The following is a 19,096-nucleotide window of genomic DNA, read 5'->3' as shown; positions in this document are numbered from 1 at the left end:
CCCGGCCCGGTAGAGTGGGCCGCTCCGGGCCGGGGCCGGGTCGGGGCGGCGCCTCGGCCGATGATCTGTCACCATTCCCCGGGGGGCCGTTCGCCCGTCGGGCGGTACCTATTGCAGAGTTGCGACCAGGGGACGGATGGGACCGCGCAGTGCGGGGCTACGAACGCCAGGAGAGCCACCGAGCTGACGACGACCACCTTTCGCGGTTCGAAGCCGAGATGGATCGGCTGAAGACCGCGCGGGAGAAGGCCGTCCAGCACGCCGAGGACCTCGGTTACCAGGTCGAAGTACTGCGCGCGAAACTGCACGAGGCGCGCCGCAACCTCGCGTCCCGGCCCTCCTACGACAACGCCGACATCGGCTACCAGGCCGAGCAGATGCTCCGCAACGCGCAGATCCAGGCCGACCAGCTGCGCACCGACGCCGAGCGCGAGCTGCGCGACGCCCGCGCCCAGACGCAGCGCATCCTCCAGGAGCACGCCGAGCACCAGGCCAGGCTCCAGGCCGAGCTGCACGCCGAGGCCGTTCAGCGCCGCCAGCGGCTCGACCAGGAGCTGGCCGAGCGCCGCCAGACCGTCGAGTCCCACGTCAACGAGAACGTCGCCTGGGCCGAGCAGTTGCGCGGCCGCACCGAGACGCAGGCCCGCCGGCTGCTGGACGAGTCACGCGCCGAGGCCGAGAAGTCCCTGGGCGCCGCCCGCGCGGAGGCCACGAGGGTCGCCGAGGAGGCACGCCGCCGGCTGGGGGCCGAGTCGGAGACCGCCCGCGCCGAGGCCGAGGCGATTCTCCAGCGCGCCCGCAAGGACGCCGAGCGGCTCCTCAACGCCGCGTCCACACAGGCGCAGGAGGCCACCAGCCACGCCGAGCAGCTCCGTACGACGACGACGGCCGAGTCCGACCAGGCGCGCCAGCAGGCGGGCGAGCTGAGCCGGTCGGCCGAACAGCGCATACAGGAGGCGGACGAGCGGCTGCGCGAGGCCCGCGCCGAGTCCGAGAAGCTGGTCACCGAGGCCAAGGAAGCCGCGGTCAAACGACTGGCCGGCGCCGAGACCCAGTACGAGCAGCGCACCCGTACCGCCAAATCCGAGATCGCCCGGCTCGTCGGCGAGGCCACGAAGGAGTCGGAGGCGCTGAAGGCGGAGGCCGAGCAGGCGCTCGCCGACGCCCGCGCCGAGTCCGAGAAGATGGTCGCCGAGGCGGCGGAGAAGGCCCGTACGGCCGCCTCCGAGGACACCGCCGCCCAGCTCGCCAAGGCCGCCCGTACCGCCGAGGAAGTCCTCACCAAGGCGTCCGACGACGCCAGGGCCACCACCCGCGCCGCGAGCGAGGAGGCCGAGCGCATCCGCGGCGAGGCCGAGGCCGAGGCGGACCGGCTGCGCGGCGAGGCGGCCGAGCAGGCCGACCAGCTGAAGGGCGCGGCCAAGGACGACACCAAGGAGTACCGCGCCAAGACGGTCGAGCTCCAGGAGGAGGCCCGTCGGCTGCGCGGCGAGGCCGAGACGCTGCGGTCCGAGGCCGTCGCCGAGGGCGAGCGCATCCGCGGCGAGGCGCGCCGGGAGGCCGTCCAGCAGATCGAGGAGGCGGCCAGCACCGCCGAGGAGCTGCTGACCAAGGCCCGCGCCGACGCCGACGAGCTGCGCGCCACCGCGTCGACGGACAGCGAGCGCGTCCGTACGGAGGCCATCGAGCGCGCCACGACGCTGCGCAAGCAGGCCGAGGAGACCCTGGAGCGCACCCGCGCCGAGGCGGACCGGCTGCGCGCCGAGGGCGAGGAGCAGGCCGAGGAGACGAAGACCGCCGCCGAACGGGCCGCGGTCGAGCTGCGCGAGGAGACCGAGCGCGGGGTCGAGGCCCGCAAGGCGGAGGCCGCCGACGAGCTGACGCGGCTGCACACCGAGGCCGAACAGCGCCTGAGCGGCGCGGAGTCGGCGCTGACCGACGCGCGCGCCGAGAGCGAGCGGATCCGCCGTGAGGCGGCCGAGGAGACGGAGCGGCTGCGCGCGGAGGCCGCCGAGCGGCTGCGTACGCTCCAGTCCCAGGCCGAGCGGGAGGCCGAGCGGCTGCGTGACGAGGCGTCCGCGGACGCCGCCCAGTCCCGTGCGGAGGGCGAGTCGACCGCGGTACGGCTGCGGGACGAGGCCGCCGAGGAGGCCGAGCGGGTCAAGTCCGAGGCCAGGGCGAGCGCCGACGGGCTGCGCGCGGAGGCCGCGGCCGCGGCCGAGCGGGTGGGGACCGAGGCGGCCGAGGCGCTGGACGCCGCGCAGGAGGAGGCGAGCCGCCGCCGCCGCGAGGCCGAGGAACTGCTGACGGCCGCCCGTACGGAGGCGGACCAGGAGCGCGAGCGCGCCCGCGAGCAGAGCGAGGACCTGCTGGCCTCGGCCCGTAAGCGGGTCGACGAGGCACAGACCGAGGCGGGGCGGCTGGTCGAGGAGGCCGATTTCCGCGCCACGGAGATGGTGTCGGCGGCCGAGCAGACCGCGCAGCAGGTACGCGACGCGGTCGCCGGGCTGCACGACCAGGCCGAGCAGGAGATCACCGGACTGCGCTCCGCCGCGGAGCACGCCGCCGACCGGACGAGGTCGCAGGCGCAGGAGGAGGCGGACCGGGTCCGCTCCGACGCGTACGCGGAGCGCGAGCGCGCCGCGGAGGACGTGACGCGGCTGCGGGCCCGTGCCCAGGAGGAGACCGAGGCGGCCCGGACGCACGCCGAGCGCACCGTCGGCGAGGCGGTCGCGGAGGCTGAGCGGCTGCGCGCGGAGAGTTCCGAGTACTCGCAGCGTGTGCGGACCGAGGCGTCGGACGCCCTGGCCACCGCGGAGCAGGACGCCGCACGCGCCCGCCAGGAGGCGCGCGACGACGCCAACCGCATCCGGGGCGACGCGGCGGAGCAGGCGGACCGGCTCATCGGCGAGGCGACGAGCGAGTCGGAGCGTATGCGCGCCGAGGCCGCCGATACCGTCAACTCGGCCCAGCGGGCGGCCGAACGGCTGCGCGCGGAGGCGGAGCGGGTCAAGTCGGACGCCGACGCCTCGGCCGAACAGACCATCAGCGACGCGATCACGGAGTCGGACCGGCTGCTCGACGACGCGCGTGCGAGCGCGTCCAAGCGCCGCGGCGACGCGGCCGAGCAGGCAGACCAGCTCATCAACAAGGCCCAGGAGGAGGCGCTGCGCGCCGCCACCGAGGCGGAGGCGCAGGCCGACGCGATGGTGGGCGCCGCGCGCTCCGAGGCGGCGCGGATCCACGCGGACGCGACGGTCGAGGGCAACTCCCTGGTGGAGAAGGCCCGTACGGACGCCGACGAGCTGCTGGTCGGGGCGCGCAACGACTCGACGGCCATCCGCGAACGCACCGAGGAGCTGCGGGTACGGGTCGAGGGCGAGATCGACCAACTGCACGAGCGGGCGCGGCGCGAGACGGCCGAGCAGATGAAGAACGCGGGCGAACGCGTCGACAAGCTGGTCAGGGCGGCCACCGAACAGCAGGCCGAGGCCGCGGAGAAGGCCAAGTCCCTGGTGGCGGAGGCCGGTTCGGAAGCGAGCAAGGTCCGGATCGCGGCGGTGAAGAAGGCCGAGGCGCTGCTGAAGGAAGCGGAGCTGAAGAAGGCCGAACTGACCCGTGCGGGTGAGAAGTTGCTCGCCGACGCCGAGACGGAGGCGGCCCGGACCGTCGAGGAGGGCCGGCGTGAACTCGACGTCCTGGTTCGCAGGCGCGAGGACATCCAGGCCGAGATCTCTCGTGTGCAGGACGTGTTGGAAGCGTTGGAATCCTTCGAGACTCCGGCCGCGAGTGGCAAGACAGGTACAGGCGGGGGCTCCGGCGGGGGTAGCGTCAAGGCTGGTGCGGCGGCGGGTGTTACCCGTTCGGGTGGCAAGCAGTCCGACAGTTAGCCACTCAAAAGGCTGGACATTCTCCAGATCAAACCGGCATCCGCTCGATGACACGCCGCTTCGGCCCCTAGGATTCCCCCTATCACCTCACCGGTCTCATTCGACAGGAACCCCATGAGCGACACTTCCTCCCCATTCGGCTTCGAGCTCGTGCGGCGTGGTTACGACCGCGGTCAGGTGGATGACCGCATTACCAAGCTCGTCGCCGACCGTGACAGCGCTCTCGCACGGATCACCGCACTGGAAAAGCGCATCGAGGAGCTCCACCTCGAAACGCAGAACGCTCAGGCCCAGGTCACCGACGCGGAGCCGTCGTACGCCGGCCTGGGAGCGCGCGTTGAGAAGATCCTCCGCCTCGCCGAGGAGGAGGCGAAGGACCTGCGCGAGGAGGCCCGTCGCGCCGCCGAACAGCACCGTGAGCTCGCCGAGTCGGCGGCCCAGCAGGTGCGCAACGACGCCGAGGCGTTCTCCGCCGACCGCAAGGCGAAGGCCGAGGACGAGGGCGTCCGCATCGTCGAGAAGGCGAAGGGCGAGGCCTCGACCCTGCGCACGGACGCGCAGAAGGACGCGCAGCAGAAGCGCGAGGAGGCGGACGCTCTCTTCGAGGAGACCCGCGCCAAGGCCGCCCAGGCCGCCGCGGACTTCGAGACGAACCTCGCCAAGCGGCGTGAGCAGTCCGAGCGTGACCTGGCCTCGCGTCAGGCGAAGGCCGAGAAGCGCCTGGCGGAGATCGAGCACCGCGCCGAGCAGCTGCGTCTGGAGGCGGAGAAGCTCCGTACGGACGCGGAGCGCCGTGCCCGTCAGACGGTGGAGACCGCGCAGCGCCAGGCCGAGGACATCGTGGCCGACGCGAACGCCAAGGCCGACCGGATCCGCAGCGAATCGGAGCGCGAGCTGGCGGCGCTCACCAACCGCCGCGACTCGATCAACGCCCAGCTGACCAACGTCCGCGAGATGCTGGCCACGCTGACCGGTGCGGCCGTCGCCGCGGCGGGTACGCCGGCGGAGGACGAGCCGATCTCCCGCGGGGTCCCGGCCCAGCAGTCGCGCTAGTGCGGTGGGCGGACGGGTCGACCGGGTTCGCCCGGTGGGCCGGTTCGTCCTTGATCGGGTCCGTCCTCGACCGGTCCGTTCAAGGCCGACGGGCGAGGCTCCCGTTCCGCAAGTAACGATCGTGCAAGCCCCCCGCCACCGGAGTGGCGGGGGGCTTTGCGCACCCATAGGTTGTCCGCATGATCGAGGTCGAAGGGCTCACCAAACGTTTCGGGAAGAAAATCGCGGTCGACCATCTCTCCTTCGAGGTCCGGCCAGGGGTGGTGACGGGTTTTCTGGGGCCCAACGGAGCCGGTAAGTCGACGACCATGCGGATGATGCTGGACCTGGACATCCCGACCGGCGGATCGGTCCGCATCGACGGGAAGCACTACCGCGAGCTACAGGAACCGGTGAAGTACATCGGCGCCCTGCTCGACGCGAAGGCGATGCACGGCGGGCGCAGCGCGTACAACAACCTCCTGTGTCTGGCGCAGAGCAATCGCATCCCGGTGAGCCGCGTCAACGAGGTTCTCGACACCGTCGGTCTGACGGCCGTGGCGAAGCAGAAGTCGAAAGGCTTCTCGCTGGGGATGGGGCAGCGGCTGGGAATCGCCGCGGCGCTGCTCGGAGATCCCGAGATCCTGATGTTCGACGAACCGGTGAATGGTCTGGACCCCGAGGGCATCCACTGGATTCGCAACCTGATGAAAGCCCTGGCTTCCCAGGGCCGGACGATCTTCGTCTCCAGCCATCTGATGAGTGAAATGGCGCTGACGGCAGACCACTTGATCGTGATCGGTCAGGGCAAACTGCTCGCCAACACCTCGATGGCGGATTTCATCCAGACGAACTCGCGCAGTTTCGTACGGCTCCGCTCCCCGCAGCGGGAGCAGATCCGCGACGCGCTCCACGAGGGCGGTTTCACCGTCGCCGAGGCGGGCGACGGTGCGCTGGAGATCGACGGCTCCACCTCCGAGGAGATCGGTGAGCTGGCCGCCCGGCACGGTCTCGTGCTGCACGAGCTGAGCTCCCAACGCGCCTCGCTGGAAGAGGCGTTCATGCAGATGACCGCCGAGTCGGTCGAGTACCACGCCCACTCCGCCCCCGGCACGGGCCCGGCGGCCCCCGCGCCTCCGGCAGCGGCACCGGGCCCCGGGTGGGGACAGCACGACAACCAGGGCAAGGGAGCCTGACCCATGGCATCGGTACCAGCGGTCCTCCAGTCGGAGTGGACCAAGATCCGTACGGTCTCCTCCACGATCTGGACCCTCGCCGTCGCGTTCATCGTCACCGTGGCCATGGGCGTCGCCCTGTCGGCGCTGCTCAGCTCCACGTTCGACGATCTGTCGCAGGCCGAGCGCGTCACCTTCGACCCGACCTTCATCAGCTTCTCCGGGATGATCCTGGGTCAGCTGGCGATGGTGGTCTTCGGTGTCCTGGTCGTCGGCTCGGAGTACAGCTCGGGCATGATCCGCACCTCGCTCGCCGCCGTACCGCAGCGGGGCGCGTTCCTCTTCAGCAAGCTGGCGGTCGCCGGGGCGCTGGCCCTGGTGGTCGGGCTCCTCACCGGCTTCGTCTCGTTCTTCCTCGGCCAGGCGGTGCTCGGCGAGCACGGGACCTCCATCGGTGAGCCGCACGTGCTGCGCGCGGTCATCGGCAGTGGTCTCTACATGGGGCTGATCGCGCTGTTCTCGATGGGCGTCGCGACGATGCTGCGCAGCTCGATGCTCTCCCTCGGCATCCTGATGCCGTTCTTCTTCCTGGTCTCGCAGATCCTCGCCTCCGTACCGAAGGCGAAGGAGGTCGCCCGGTACTTCCCCGACCAGGCGGGCTCCAAGATCATGCAGGTGGTTCCCGGCGCGATGAACTCCGACGACGGCCCGTACACCCCGTGGGAGGGCATGGGGATCATGGTGCTGTGGGTCGTCGCCGCGCTGATCGGCGGCTATCTCGTACTGAAGAAGCGCGACGCGTAGGGCTCGGTCCCGGGAGCGGCGGCGGACAGACCGGCCGCCGCTCCGTCGTAACGACTTGGCCGGAACCGTCAAGGCCCGGATATCCTCCTAACTCCTACGGGGGCTTTCGGTCCGAAGTGGCCACCGCCCCGACCACCTGACTGAGCTGTCGATGGGGCTGGAGAATGATCGAGGCAGTCGGCCTGACGAAGCGCTACGGCGCCAAGACGGCCGTGTACAACCTTTCCTTCCAGGTGAGGCCCGGTACCGTCACCGGGTTCCTGGGCCCCAACGGTTCCGGCAAGTCCACGACGATGCGGATGATCCTCGGCCTCGACCGGCCGACCGCCGGTCATGTGACCGTGGGCGGGCATCCCTTCCGCCGGCTTCCCAACGCGCCCCGCCAGGTCGGCGCGCTCCTGGACGCCAAGGCGGTGCACGGCGGGCGCAGCGCGCGCAACCATCTGCTCTCGCTCGCGCAGCTCTCCGGCATCCCGGCGGCGCGGGTCGACGAGGTGCTGGGCGTGGTCGGCCTCCAGGACGTGGCACGCCGCCGTTCCAGCGGCTACTCCCTCGGTATGGGGCAGCGGCTCGGCATCGCCGCCGCGCTGCTCGGCGACCCGCAGGTGCTGCTCTTCGACGAGCCGGTGAACGGCCTCGACCCCGAGGGCATCCTCTGGGTCCGCAATCTGATGAAGCAGCTCGCGTCCGAGGGCCGTACGGTCTTCGTCTCCTCGCACCTGATGAGTGAGATGGCCCTCACCGCCGAGCATCTGATCGTGATCGGGCGCGGGCAGCTGCTCTCCGACATGAGCGTCAGGGACTTCATCTCGCACAACTCGGCGGACTTCGCGCGGGTCCGCCCCGCGCAGAGCGATCCGGAGGCGCGCGAGAAGCTGGTCGCCGCGCTCGGCGAGGCGGGCGGCCAGGTGCTGTCCGAGCCGGACGGCGCTCTGCGGGTCACCGGGCTGCCGCTCCCCCGTATCAGCGATCTGGCGCACGAGTCGGACGTACGGCTCTGGGAGCTGTCCCCGCACCAGGCGTCGCTGGAGGAGGCGTACATGCGGCTGACGCAGGGCGCCGTGGACTACCGGTCGACGGCCGACCAGCTCACCGGGTTCGCGCCGCCGCAGCAGCCGGGCTACGGCGGGCAGCTGTACCAGCCGCCGGTCGTGCCCGAGGTGCCGACGCAGGGCTGGTACGCGCCGCCGCCGCCGGGAGAGAACCCGTACGCGGCGCAGGGTGGCCAGGCCGGTCCTGTGCCCGTCGATGCCGCCGCGGCGCCCGCGCCGGCGCCGGTGGACGCGCCCGTGGCCGCGGCCGCACCCGATCTCGGCAAGCGCGGGAGCGGCGCGGGCGACGGGAAGACCGACACGAGCGACAAGGACGACCGATGACAGCCCCGTACGAGCAGCAGGCGCCGATCTGGCAGGGCGGGCAGCCCCTCGGGTCGTACACCTCGCCGATCCCGGTCCGCCCGGCCACCCTCGGCGACGCGGTCGCCTCGGAGTGGACCAAGATCCGCTCCGTCCGCTCGACCATGTGGACACTCGGCGTCATGATCGTCCTGATGGTGGGCGTCGGCGGGCTCGCGGCCTGGGCCGTCTCCCTCTCGGAGACCACTCTCGGCACGGAGTCGGCGCTGCCGCTGGGCTTCTTCGGGGCGCTGCTCGGCTCGATCTGTGTGATCACCCTCGGCGTGCTGACCATCGCGTCCGAGTACGGCACGGGCATGATCCGCACCACCCTGACCGCCTGCCCCAGCCGGGGCCGGGTGCTGGCGGCGAAGTCGCTCGTCTTCTTCCTGCTCGTCCTCACGATCACGACGGTCACGGCGGCCCTGGTGGGCGGCATCCAGGTCGCGGTGCTGGACGGCCGCGCTCCCACCGGCCAGGAGTGGCTCCAGGCCACGCTCGGTGTCGGTCTCTACCTGGCGCTGCTGGGCCTGATGTCACTGGGCGTCGGCTCGCTCATCAGGCACTCGGCGGGCGCGATCACCATCATGATCGGGGTGGTGCTGCTGCCGCTGGTGCTGGCGATGTTCATGTTCTCGTCGTCGCTGGTCGACGTGCAGCAGGCCCTCTTCGAGTACTCGATCCCGAGCCAGATCGCGGTGCTCTACGACACCTCGATGACCGGCTCGGGGCCGAAGGGCTGGGACCCGCTGTTCATCGGGACGGTCGTCACGACCGTGGTGATGGCTCTCGCCTTCTTCTCGCTCGACCGCCGCGACGTGTAGGCAGGCGCGACGTGTGGGCCGCCGCGACCTCGCAGCGGCCCTCGCCAGGAATCGGAACCGGGGCTCGGAAGCGGGGCTCAGAACTTCGGCGCGTTACGGGACCGCTGCACCCTCGAGGTGCGGCGGTCCTTCGCGTTCCAGCACGCCTTGTGCCAGTGCCGCCGGTCGTCCACCCCGCCGTACTCCGGCCACGCCACCACGTGCGGCACACCCGAGGGGATCTCCTGGTCGCAGCCGGGGCAGCGGTACCGCTTGCCCCCGGCACTCGCGCCCGCCACCTGACGGACCGCCCACTCCTCGCCCTGCCAGGACTCGGTCCGCTGGAACCCGCCGTACCGGTCCGACATCTCACCGGCGTGGTCGGTCGGGGTCTCGCCGCCTCGGGGGCGGTTGCGACGCGGGGACACATGACACCTCACGGGGCAGACAGCACGGTTCCCCTCCAGCGTACGGGCCGCTCCCCCGGTGCCAGGCCCGCACGGCGTGAGACCGTGGGCACCCGCTCGGTGCAGTTAGCGGACAATCGCAACAACTTCCGTGGCGACCGTGCCCATGGCACGTGTCAGACGTTAATGCCTACAGGGGGGAGACGCGTCAGCCGCAAGGAGGCAGAAGGCGATGCGAGTTGGAGCTTTTGTACTGGCCGCCCAATTCCCGGGCCAGGGCCAGGGGGAAGCACTGCACAGAGCTGTGCGGACGGCGGAGGTCGCCGAGGAGGCCGGACTGGACTCGGTCTGGCTGGCCGAGCACCACTTCGTGCCGTACGGCACGTGCCCGTCGGCGGTGACACTGGCCGGCCTGCTCCTGGGGCGCACACAGCGTCTACGGGTGGGTACGGCGGTCAGCGTGTTGCCGAACACACATCCGGTGGCACTCGGCGAGCAGGCGGCGCTGCTGCATCTGCTCTCCGGCGGGCGCTTCTCGCTCGGCGTGGGCCGGGGTGGCCCGTGGGTCGATCTGGAGGTCTTCGGGTCCGGTCTGCGGGCGTACGAACGGGACTTCCCCGAATCGCTCGACCTGCTGCTGCGGTGGCTGCGCGAGTCACGGGTGTCGGCGGACGGTGAGCGCTACCGCTTCCGTGAAGTCCCCGTCGTACCAAGGCCGGACGAACTGATCGAGGGCGCCGGCGGTCCCGAGGTGGTGGTCGCGTGCACGTCCGCGAAGAGCGTGCGGCTCGCGGCCGAGCACGGACTGCCGATGCTGCTGGGGATGCACTGCGGGGACGAGGAGAAGGCCGAGATGGTGTCCCTGTGGCGTACCCACGCCATCGCGGCCGGCCGCACACCCGAGGAGGCCGACGGCGCCGGGCACGTGTCCGCGGGCGTGGCGCAGATCGCCGACGGCCCCGCAGAGGCGACCGAGACGCTGGTGAAGGCCATGCCCGGCTGGCTGCGTGAGGGGCTCGAAGCACATGTGACGGTCGACGGCCGGCACAGGTCCATGCGTGATCCCGTCGCGTACACGGAGTTGCTGTGCGGGCTGCATCCGGTGGGCTCCCCCCGGCTCGCCGCCGACCGCCTCGCGGCCACGGCGGAACGCACCGGAATCACACGCTTCGCGCTGCTCGTCGAGGGCTCCGGGGACCTGGCGGCCACGGAGGAGAACGTACGGAGGATCGGGGCCGAGGTACTGCCACAGCTGTGCTGAGGCGGCGGCGGGCCCGTCCCCCGGGGCGCACGACGGTCGTCGGGCGGATCCCTGTGTCGGCCCAGGAATCCGCCGGCGGACCGAAGCCGTGCGGACCGAAGGCGTCAGCAGTCCCGGAGCTCCGGGGACTGGTTGAGCAACTGCCCCCTGATGGAAGTGAAGCGGGCGAGCCTCTCGTCGACCGAGGGGTCCAGCGGGAACACCGCGACCCGGTGACAGTTCTGGAATGCCAGACGCACTCCGAAGTGGCGCTGGAGCGCACCGCGGATCGCGTCACTGGCGAGCGCGCGCAGCAGCTGACCACGTGCCTGCTCGTCCGGCGGCGGCGTCTGGTTGTCGGCGAACTCTCCGCCGTCCACCTTCAGCTGGGCCACCAAGGAGCTGATCATCTCCCACGCGAAGGGCAGGGAGGTCCGGACGCAGTCGACGAATTCGGCTTCGTCGACCTCGCCTCGCTCGGCCTGCTCCAAGAGTGCCGGTGAGACGTCGAGCGACATGGGTTCTCCTCTCGCGACCCCGAAATATCGGGGCCTTACGGGCAGGGAAGGGGGAGACGACGACGCAGCGTGCACGACCGGCGACCTCCTGCATCCACGTTATGCGCGCTGTCCGGACCGCACCAGGCGAATGGGAACACAACCGGCCACAAACGAACGGGGCTTGAGGGGCGAATCACGGCGTACGCCGACAGTCGAGTAGCGTTGCGGACCATGCGCCTCGTCATCGCCCGCTGCTCCGTCGACTACGCGGGCCGGCTCACCGCCCACCTGCCCGCCGCCCCCCGTCTGATCCTGGTCAAAGCTGACGGGAGCGTGTCGATCCACGCGGACGACAGGGCGTACAAACCTCTCAACTGGATGTCTCCGCCGTGCACCCTCAAAGAGGGCACAGGTGACGATGTCGGCGTATGGACGGTCGTGAACAAAGCGGGCGAGAAACTGATCATCACGATGGAGGAAATCCTCCATGACTCGTCACATGAACTCGGTGTCGATCCGGGCCTGATCAAGGATGGCGTGGAAGCACACCTCCAGGAGCTCCTCGCCGACCGCATCGAGACACTCGGCGACGGCTACAGCCTGATCCGCCGCGAGTACCCGACCGCCATCGGCCCGGTGGACATCCTCTGCCGCGACTCGGACGGCGCGACGGTCGCCATCGAGATCAAACGCCGCGGCGACATCGACGGCGTGGAACAACTGACGCGCTACCTCGACCTGTTGAACCGCGACCCCCATCTCTCCCCGGTCCGCGGTCTGTTCGCGGCCCAGGAGATCAAGCCCCAGGCCCGCGTACTCGCCACGGACCGGGGCATCGGGTGCGTGGTGCTGGACTACAACGCGCTGCGGGGCATCGAGGACGACAAACTGCGGCTGTTCTAGGGGTTGTTGAGCGGGGGGCGGCGGGCGTCACTCGGCCCGCCGCCCCCCGCTCTACCGCACGTCACGTCGCGGCCCCGGCACCGGGACGGCGGGGATCAGTCGGGGAGCCGGTCCATCAGCCAGGTACAGAGCTCTTCGGTGACGGCCGTGTGCGCGGTGGTCGTGGACGAACAGCGGAAGTCGTCCAGCTCGCTCTCCTCCGGGGCGAGTTCGTCGATGTTCGCGTACAGGTCGTCCTGCTTCTCGATGTCGCGGATCGCGACCGCGCTGACCGAGGGGACGAAGCAGACTTCCTCGTGCCGCAGGTCCGTCTTGGCACCGAGCTTCTTCATCGTGTCGGCGAGGATCTTGTAGGTGTGCAGGGTTCCGCCCGGCGCGCCGTCCACTTCCGGGAAGCCGTTGGTCGTGATGGTCTTCTCGGCCTTGGGGAACCTGCGGTTGAGGTAGGCGGCCGTCACGTCGTCGCCCTGGGCCTGGGTGTAGAAGGTGGTGCCCGGGTAGATCCGGTCAATGCGCAGCGCGACCTTGCCGGGAGCCACGTCCGGCAGGCCGACCCCGTCGGCGCGACCGTTCGCCACGGCGATCTTCAGCGGGATCTGCGGCCACTGGCCGACCCGGTCCAGCGCGGTCAGGAACTCCGCGCGCTCGGGAGCGACGCCGATCTTGCCGGTCTCCTTGTCGTAGTGCTGCCACAGCATCTGGCGCGCGGCCTGGCTGTCCATCTGCTTCGCGAAGTCGTTCGGGAAGGGGATGAAGTGCGAGAACGCCTGTACGCCGACCGGGATGGAAGCCCCGCGGTGCGGGCTGTCGTAGGAGAAGTACAGCGCGGTCCGGTGGTCCATCCGCTGCGTCTCCATCTTGGCGAGCGCGTAGCGGGTGACGATGCCGCCCATGCTGAAGCCGCCGACGACCAGCCGGCTGTCGCCCATCTGCTCGGCACTGGCCCGCATGACGGCGGCCATGGCCGCCTCCGCGTTGTCCAGGATCGACGCGCTGCGCTCGTCGAAGCCGAGCAGGATCACGTCCCTGCCACGGCGGCGCAGCTCGCTGATGAACGGGAAGTCGCCGTTCTCCAGGCCTTGGTAGAGCGAGTCGAGCCTGCTCCGGCCGAGGTTGAAGCCGTCGGCCATGATCACGGGCCGGACGAGGCCGCCTCGGTTGCCCTCACCGGGGAAGACCCAGGCGAAGCCGTTCGGCAGGGTCCACTCGTCGTGCTCCGGTACCTCGATCGGCCCGGCGGGTTCGGCGGTCAGCGAACCGCCCAGGGTGAACGAACCGACGTTGGGCTCGGTCGTCTCGGACATGGTCGTGCTCCTTGCGATGTGGGTGGGCGAGACGACGTCATCATGGTGGGCGATACGGGCCCATCACCCGTCTGAGCTGCGGAGTTCACCACATCTGATGGAGCCCGCACAGGAAGTGTTTGACGCGCCCGGCATGTGCCGTTGGCCTGTTTTCGTCTGGTTGTCGCCACGCCGAAATCGCCCGGTCCCGGAGATGCCCCGCGATCAGTGACCCGTGCCGATATTGGTCCCGTTGGTCTTCCCGCCGCTCTCGGAACCGCTGACCTCGTGCGCCATCTCCTGGAGGAGCTTGCGCCACGGATTCGGATCGAACGACCGCAGAACCTGTTCCTTGTCCCGCTTCAGGGCTTCCCGTACCGCGGGATCACCGTGATGGTTCCTCGCCATCAGATCGAGCAGCCGGTCGGCCGCCGCCGCAATCCCCGCACTGTCCGCCACCCTGACGCAACTGCTCCGCGTCCCGTAGATGTCCTCGAAGCAGTCGTACTCGGTTACGGCGCACGGCACTTCCGCGATGGCCGCCAACGCCGGCCCGAGCCCGACGCTCTCCACGTCCGAGGTGTTGGGGGTGAAGAGCACCGCGCCCCCACTGTCCCGGCACAGTCCCAGCAGGTCGATCTCGTCGAGCCGCCAGCGGCCCTCGGCATCCTGATGGCTCGACAGCGGCACCCCGTCCAGGAAGACCACCTCGTCGTGGACGTTCAACTCCCGGACGACGGAGAGCACTTCCCGGGCGTACGGCGGGTCCTCGGCCAGACTGCCGAACACCAGCAGGCAGGGCGCCGGCGTCCCCCGCTCCGCACAGATCCGTTTCATCTCCGCGAACATCGAGACCGCTATCTCCACCCCCTTCACCTGGAACACCCTCACGGGCACCAGCAACAGCGGCCGGTCCGCGGCCAGTCCGTGCTGCGCCAGGAAGGAGGCGTGCCGGTCACCCGGCTCCCGCGGTCCCAGCGTCGGGAGTACGTTCGGCAGCGTCGTCGCTTCGAGCTCCGTCGGATATCCCTTCACCTCCTCGGCCAGAGCGGGGGAGATGACGGCCCAGCGGTGACACGGATGCGTACCGGGCACGGGAGTGAACTCGTTCGGCGTCGGGGGGTACACCCGAGCCCCGTCCTCGAAGATCGCACAGGTGCCGAAGAGGTCGTGATCCCAGAACAGCACCCCGCCCGGCACACCGGGGGGCCAGCGGCGGGCAGCCGCCCGGTGCAGACCGAGGGTCACCGGCACGGCGTCGGAGAGGGTCATGTTGACCGCGCAGACCCAGTCGACGTCGTGTTCCTCGAACCAGCGCGTGAAGTACTCCTCGTACGGCCCGGCGAGCGACTCCACGACACGGCGCAGCTCCGCGCGCGCCTCGTCGTCCAGTGTGTCGGCCCGTGCCACCGCGCCGCGGATCGCGGTCAGTTCACGCATCAGCTCCGCGCGACCGGTGCCGGCGAGGGGCACGGCGTCACTGGTGGACATCCAGTCGGGATACACGCTGTGCTCGGCGCCTCGCGGGAAGAAGTGCTGTTTGTCGGGCCGCCAGGAGAAGCCGAGATCGGCCACCACCGGCAGCTCGAAACTCCCGTTTCCGAGCTCGGACTCGATCACGTTCCGGAAGATGGTGAGCAGGCCGCTCACGGGCAGGCCATCTCCTGATATCAGCGCCAGTTTCATCGAAAACCTCTCTTCTGAGGGTGATGGACTGAATCTCAATACCGAGACTTTTTATGCGCGTACATGCGAGCATGCGGAATTGCCGAAATGCGGGCATGCGTATGAGGCCGCAGGTCGGCAGGTGTAAGTGTCGATTTCTCGTGGTGCACCGGTTGGCGGAATACGCCTTCCTGTTTGTCCGGGTCCGACGACGTCCAATGACCAAGGTTCCACGTGCAATAAAGTTACGGTTGTGATTCGAGAGGTGTCAAGCATTCGTTGATCAATGCGTAGTTCAAGCCAATCCGGACGTTATCCGGATAAGTAACAAAACCAGGAGATGGGGCGGCCGGAATTTCCGGACTTCCGCGACTTTCATCTCGGCCACCCGGTCGGCGCCGTCGCGCTACGCTGCCGTGCCATGGAGCAGACTCGTCTCGACATCGATCGGATCCGGGCGGCTCGGCGGGTGATCGACCCCGTCTTTCTGGACACTCCCCTGTACCGCTGCGAGGCGCTGGAGGCCGGGCTCGGGTGTGTGGTGAGCGTCAAGCTGGAGACGGCGAATCCGGTGCGGAGCTTCAAGGGCCGTGGCACGGAAGTGGTCGCGAGTCAGCTGGCCGAGAACGGCTCGGGAGCCGTGGTGTGCGCCAGTGCGGGCAACCTCGGTCAGGCCCTCGCGTGGTCCGGGCGCGGCCGGGGGCTCGATGTGGCCGTCGTGGCCTCCCGGTTCGCGACCACGGCCAAACTCGATCGCATACGCGCGCTGGGCGCCGGGCTGGAACTGGTGGACGGCGACCACGAGATGGCCCGTGAGCGGGCGGCGGACATCGCGCGGTACGAGGGGATCCGGCTGGTCGAGGACAGCCTGGACATCGAGACCTGCGAGGGCGCGGCGACCATCGGTCTGGAACTTCTCGACACCGCGCCGTCGTTCGACACCGTCCTGATCGCTCTCGGCGGCGGTGCGCTGGCGACCGGTGTGGGGCATGTGGTGAAGGCCCTCGCGCCCGGTGTCGAGGTGATCTGCGTCCAGCCGCTGGGCGCACCGGCGATGACGCACTCATGGCGCCAACGGCGCGTCGTCACCACCGAATCGACCGACACCATCGCCGACGGGGTCGCAGGCCGGCGTCCCATCCCGGCCGTCCTGGACGATCTCCTGCTCGTCGCCGACGACGCCGTCCTCGTCCGGGAGGCGTCGATCATCGCCGGTATGCGGATGCTTTTCGACCACGCCGGCCTCGTCGTCGAGCCGTCGGCCGCGCTCGGCATCGCGGCGATCCTCGAGGACCGTGACCGCTTCGCCGGCCGGCACGTGGTCACCGTCGTCTGCGGCAGCAACGTCGACGTGGACGCCTATCACCGCTGGGTCGGTGCGGCTCCCGTGCCCGGGGCCTGACACAGCCCCGGGCGCTGTGCGCAGCGGTCAGATCACCGGCGACGTCGTGTCCGCGCCGCCAGTGCTGCCAGTGCTGCCAGTGCCGTCCGTACCGTCCGCGCTCTCCGTCGTCGCGGAGTCCGACGGGGCCGCGGACGTCGGTTCCACCGGGATGCCCACCGTCGCCGACTCCGGTGGCGGTACCGGGGTCGTCGACGTCGGCGGAGGTGATGTCGGGGTCGTCGGCGGAGGCGACGTGGGGGTCGTCGGGGAGGGACTGGAGTCCGTCGGATCGGGGTCCGGATCGGAGTCCGTGGGGTCCGGGTCCGGATCGGAGGGATCCGGCTCGTCGTCCGGCTCCGACGGGTCGTCGGACTGGCTGTCGCCCGGGTCCTCGGACTCGGATCCACCGCTCGTGCTGGGCGTCGGCGCGCCCGAACTCGTGGTGCCAGGAACGCCGCCCGGCTCGGCGGGCTTCTTCGTGCTCGCGTCCGCGGGCGTCTCGGTGTCGTATCCGGTGCCGTCGTCGTCGTCCGCCGAGTGGTCGGTCTGGACCCGGTCCGTCGGTGTGTCGTTCCCCGACGCCCCGAGCGTGACGACGGTGCCCAGTACAGCGGCGAGCACCGCGCCCGCGCCCGCGGCGACCAGGTTGCGGCGGGCCCCGCCCAGTACCGGGCGGCGCCGGCGTGCGGACGACGGGCCGGTGGGGGCTCCCGCCGCCGGGGTGTCGTCGCGACGGGTGACCAGCGTCAGCCGGTCGTCCGGCGACGGCGGCTTCAGGACGGGTACGACCATGGACATGCCGCGCGGCGGCGACACCGGCGGTTCGGCGTCGGCCTTGCGGAACGCGGCCGGTGTGTTCCCGTTCTCCCGGTCGGAGACCAGGGCCAGCGCTCTGCGCCCGGAGACCGTGCCCCGCTTGTCCGCCACCGCCCCGCGCATACCGATGGAGGTCTCCAGCTCGGCGCGGGCCCGGTCCAGGCGTCCGACGCAGAGCGCGAGAATCCCCAACTCGTGGTGGAAATAGGCTTCTTCGGCGACCTCTCCGGCGATCCTGGCCGCCTCCTGGCCGATCCGCAACGCACGCTCCCAGGCACCCCAGTGCAGCCCCGCCATGAAGGCGGGCGCCGCGCCCCTGGCGAGCAGGACGGCGGCGCTCGCGTGGCCCGCCTCACCGCTGGACACCAGGGGCGTCATCGCGGCGAGCAGCGCGTCCGCCTCGGACGCGGCCCGCCGGGGCGTGACCGACGGATGGCCGGCCCACCAGGTGAAGTGCTGGACGGCGGTGTGCGCGCGGGACGTGGCCTCGACTCCGTATCCCCGCGCCTCCAGTTGGGTCAGCGCCCCGGCGGCGAGCCGGTAGCGCGGGCCCACGGGCGAGAGGAGCCCGGCGTTCATGAGTTCGCCGACGGCCGCGTCGGCGTGGGTGTCGCCCACCAGGGCCGGCAGATGGGCCTGATGGGGCACCTCGCCGCCGAGCGCGACGGCGAAGCGCAATGTCTCACGCGCGGCCTCGCCGAGCCGGGAGGCGAGCAGCACGGCGGGCGCGGCGCCCTCGCCGAGGGTCGGCAGCGGTACGTCGTGCTGCCCGTCATCGGTGAGCCCGTCGCTCTCCGGCGACCCCTGGCCCTGGCCGTACGGCACGTCGTCCAGCTCGTGGACGAAGACCCCGTCGGCCTCGTACGCACCGGAGTTGGCGCGCAGACCGTCGCGTCCGCGCAGCAGCGCGCCCGCCTGGACGAAGCGCTGCGGCAAGCCCTCGGACTCGAACCAGAGGTCGCCGGCCCAGTTCGCCTCCTCGTCGGTGAGGGGGCGTCCCGTGGCGCGCTCCAGCAGATCGAGCGAGGCGCCGCGGCCGAGGCCGCCGAGCAGGACCTCTTCGAGTCGCGAACGGCTGATGGGGGCGTCCACGTCGGGGGTGACCGCGAGGAGGAAGGCGCATTCGGGCGCGGCTTCGAGGAGTTCGTCCAGCGGGTCGCCGCCGAATTCGAGGTCGTCGAGGACGACAACGGCGCCGATGCCGCGGACCAGTTCGAGCAGTCCGGCGCGGTCGGGACGGTGCAGCACGGACCGGTACACGGCCGCGTACAGCTCGTACAGCAGCTCGGTGACGGTGCGGTGGTGGCCGGAGAGCCGTACGACCCCGTCCGGGGCGAGCTCCTCGCAGTCGGTGGCGACGGCTTCGAGGAGAGCGGTACGGCCGGAGCCCGCCGAACCCGTGAGACGTACGGAGTGTCCGCGCCCCAGCAGTCCGACGAGCCGCTCGCGCTCCTCCTGACGCTCCAGCAGCGGGAACGGGGGCGCGCCGGGACCCGGCGGTATGGGCGGCCGGCCGGCCCTGCGCTGCTCGGCGCGCTCGTCGGCGTCGAGCCTGACGGGGGTGGGCGGCTGCGATCCCGGCGGGCAGGGCTCGATCTCGCTGCCGTCGACGGGGTTGACGGTGATCAGGAAGTCGCCCGAGATCAGCTCGACGGTGCGCGCGGGCGTCGGGTGCGACAGCCACGGGTTCGGCCTGTCGGCACCGTCCGCGGGTCTGTCGTCGGCGCGCCCGGCACCCTCGGGACGCGGGTCCGTCGGGTGGGTCGGGTCGGTCGGGTTCATCGTCAAAGCCCCCCAGAT

14 protein-coding genes are annotated in these 19,096 nt (G+C 70.8%); 9 read left to right on the top strand and 5 right to left on the bottom strand.

Going from position 1 to position 19,096, the window contains the following annotated elements; translation table 11 throughout:
- The first annotated feature begins 149 nt into the window (after positions 1–149).
- The 6 genes from scy (at position 150) to ACFWHU_RS11745 (ending at position 9,119) form a co-directional block, all read left to right on the top strand.
- Positions 150–3,890: a polarized growth protein Scy gene (gene scy, locus ACFWHU_RS11770; RefSeq protein WP_387224717.1), complete on the top strand. Its 3,741-nt coding sequence runs from the start codon at positions 150–152 to the stop codon at positions 3,888–3,890.
- 114 nt (positions 3,891–4,004) lie between these two features.
- Positions 4,005–4,943 (top strand): cellulose-binding protein, encoded by a 939-nt coding sequence (locus ACFWHU_RS11765; protein ID WP_385801029.1) that lies wholly within the window; start codon positions 4,005–4,007, stop codon positions 4,941–4,943.
- A 179-nt stretch (positions 4,944–5,122) separates the two neighbouring features.
- Positions 5,123–6,118 (top strand): ATP-binding cassette domain-containing protein, encoded by a 996-nt coding sequence (locus ACFWHU_RS11760; RefSeq protein ID WP_385801030.1) that lies wholly within the window; start codon positions 5,123–5,125, stop codon positions 6,116–6,118.
- 3 nt (positions 6,119–6,121) lie between these two features.
- Entirely contained in the window at positions 6,122–6,901 is a 780-nt protein-coding gene (locus tag ACFWHU_RS11755) for an ABC transporter permease subunit (protein ID WP_385801032.1), read from the top strand.
- A 164-nt stretch (positions 6,902–7,065) separates the two neighbouring features.
- A complete protein-coding gene (locus tag ACFWHU_RS11750; protein WP_385801034.1) occupies positions 7,066–8,277 on the top strand; it encodes an ATP-binding cassette domain-containing protein in 1,212 nt (403 codons plus the stop codon).
- Positions 8,274–9,119, top strand: coding sequence for an ABC transporter permease subunit (locus tag ACFWHU_RS11745; RefSeq protein ID WP_385801036.1), 846 nt, complete (start codon positions 8,274–8,276; stop codon positions 9,117–9,119). Before ACFWHU_RS11750 ends, ACFWHU_RS11745 begins: the two co-directional genes overlap by 4 nt.
- Positions 9,120–9,196: 77 nt before the next feature.
- On the opposite strand, the gene ACFWHU_RS11740 is transcribed toward ACFWHU_RS11745, so the two are convergent.
- Entirely contained in the window at positions 9,197–9,526 is a 330-nt protein-coding gene (locus tag ACFWHU_RS11740; RefSeq protein WP_385801038.1) for an ATP/GTP-binding protein, read from the bottom strand.
- 211 nt (positions 9,527–9,737) lie between these two features.
- On the opposite strand from ACFWHU_RS11740, the gene ACFWHU_RS11735 reads away from it, so the two are divergent.
- Positions 9,738–10,766 (top strand): LLM class flavin-dependent oxidoreductase, encoded by a 1,029-nt coding sequence (locus ACFWHU_RS11735; protein ID WP_385801040.1) that lies wholly within the window; start codon positions 9,738–9,740, stop codon positions 10,764–10,766.
- A gap of 104 nt (positions 10,767–10,870) precedes the next feature.
- Here the strand turns inward: ACFWHU_RS11735 and ACFWHU_RS11730 are convergent, their stop codons facing one another.
- Positions 10,871–11,263, bottom strand: a complete 393-nt coding sequence (locus ACFWHU_RS11730; RefSeq protein ID WP_023538618.1) for an SCO5389 family protein — start codon at positions 11,261–11,263, stop codon at positions 10,871–10,873.
- 213 nt (positions 11,264–11,476) lie between these two features.
- On the opposite strand from ACFWHU_RS11730, the gene nucS reads away from it, so the two are divergent.
- Positions 11,477–12,148, top strand: a complete 672-nt coding sequence (gene nucS, locus ACFWHU_RS11725; RefSeq protein ID WP_164252790.1) for an endonuclease NucS — start codon at positions 11,477–11,479, stop codon at positions 12,146–12,148.
- A 95-nt stretch (positions 12,149–12,243) separates the two neighbouring features.
- On the opposite strand, the gene ACFWHU_RS11720 is transcribed toward nucS, so the two are convergent.
- The gene (locus tag ACFWHU_RS11720) at positions 12,244–13,452 is read right to left on the bottom strand and encodes an esterase/lipase family protein (protein ID WP_385801043.1); all 1,209 of its coding nucleotides are present in this window, start codon (positions 13,450–13,452) and stop codon (positions 12,244–12,246) included.
- 204 nt (positions 13,453–13,656) lie between these two features.
- The gene (locus tag ACFWHU_RS11715; protein WP_387224716.1) at positions 13,657–15,081 is read right to left on the bottom strand and encodes a hypothetical protein; all 1,425 of its coding nucleotides are present in this window, start codon (positions 15,079–15,081) and stop codon (positions 13,657–13,659) included.
- Positions 15,082–15,517: 436 nt separating this feature from the next.
- On the opposite strand from ACFWHU_RS11715, the gene ACFWHU_RS11710 reads away from it, so the two are divergent.
- Positions 15,518–16,498 carry a threonine/serine dehydratase gene (locus tag ACFWHU_RS11710; protein WP_385801048.1) on the top strand — a complete coding sequence of 327 codons (981 nt, stop codon included), beginning with the start codon at positions 15,518–15,520 and terminating at the stop codon, positions 16,496–16,498.
- 27 nt (positions 16,499–16,525) lie between these two features.
- Here the strand turns inward: ACFWHU_RS11710 and ACFWHU_RS11705 are convergent, their stop codons facing one another.
- Positions 16,526–19,078 (bottom strand): ATP-binding protein, encoded by a 2,553-nt coding sequence (locus ACFWHU_RS11705; RefSeq protein WP_387224715.1) that lies wholly within the window; start codon positions 19,076–19,078, stop codon positions 16,526–16,528.
- Positions 19,079–19,096 lie beyond the last annotated feature (18 nt).

Source organism: Streptomyces sp. NPDC060366 (assembly GCF_042725135.1).
Taxonomy (GTDB): domain Bacteria; phylum Actinomycetota; class Actinomycetes; order Streptomycetales; family Streptomycetaceae; genus Streptomyces.
The sequence above is the reverse complement of the archived record's forward strand: the minus strand, read 5'-3'. Positions and strand labels throughout refer to the sequence as shown.

What these genes read in the sequence shown, in the direction of transcription:
- ACFWHU_RS11745 (WP_385801036.1), top strand. Translation starts at nt 8,274, where the DNA reads ATGACAGCCCCGTACGAGCAGCAGGCGCCGATCTGGCAGGGCGGGCAG.
- ACFWHU_RS11750 (WP_385801034.1), top strand. Translation starts at nt 7,066, where the DNA reads ATGATCGAGGCAGTCGGCCTGACGAAGCGCTACGGCGCCAAGACGGCC.
- ACFWHU_RS11735 (WP_385801040.1), top strand. Translation starts at nt 9,738, where the DNA reads ATGCGAGTTGGAGCTTTTGTACTGGCCGCCCAATTCCCGGGCCAGGGC.
- ACFWHU_RS11720 (WP_385801043.1), bottom strand. Translation starts at nt 13,452, where the DNA reads ATGTCCGAGACGACCGAGCCCAACGTCGGTTCGTTCACCCTGGGCGGT.
- ACFWHU_RS11730 (WP_023538618.1), bottom strand. Translation starts at nt 11,263, where the DNA reads ATGTCGCTCGACGTCTCACCGGCACTCTTGGAGCAGGCCGAGCGAGGC.
- ACFWHU_RS11710 (WP_385801048.1), top strand. Translation starts at nt 15,518, where the DNA reads ATGGAGCAGACTCGTCTCGACATCGATCGGATCCGGGCGGCTCGGCGG.
- ACFWHU_RS11755 (WP_385801032.1), top strand. Translation starts at nt 6,122, where the DNA reads ATGGCATCGGTACCAGCGGTCCTCCAGTCGGAGTGGACCAAGATCCGT.
- ACFWHU_RS11705 (WP_387224715.1), bottom strand. Translation starts at nt 19,078, where the DNA reads ATGAACCCGACCGACCCGACCCACCCGACGGACCCGCGTCCCGAGGGT.
- ACFWHU_RS11765 (WP_385801029.1), top strand. Translation starts at nt 4,005, where the DNA reads ATGAGCGACACTTCCTCCCCATTCGGCTTCGAGCTCGTGCGGCGTGGT.
- ACFWHU_RS11760 (WP_385801030.1), top strand. Translation starts at nt 5,123, where the DNA reads ATGATCGAGGTCGAAGGGCTCACCAAACGTTTCGGGAAGAAAATCGCG.
- nucS (WP_164252790.1), top strand. Translation starts at nt 11,477, where the DNA reads ATGCGCCTCGTCATCGCCCGCTGCTCCGTCGACTACGCGGGCCGGCTC.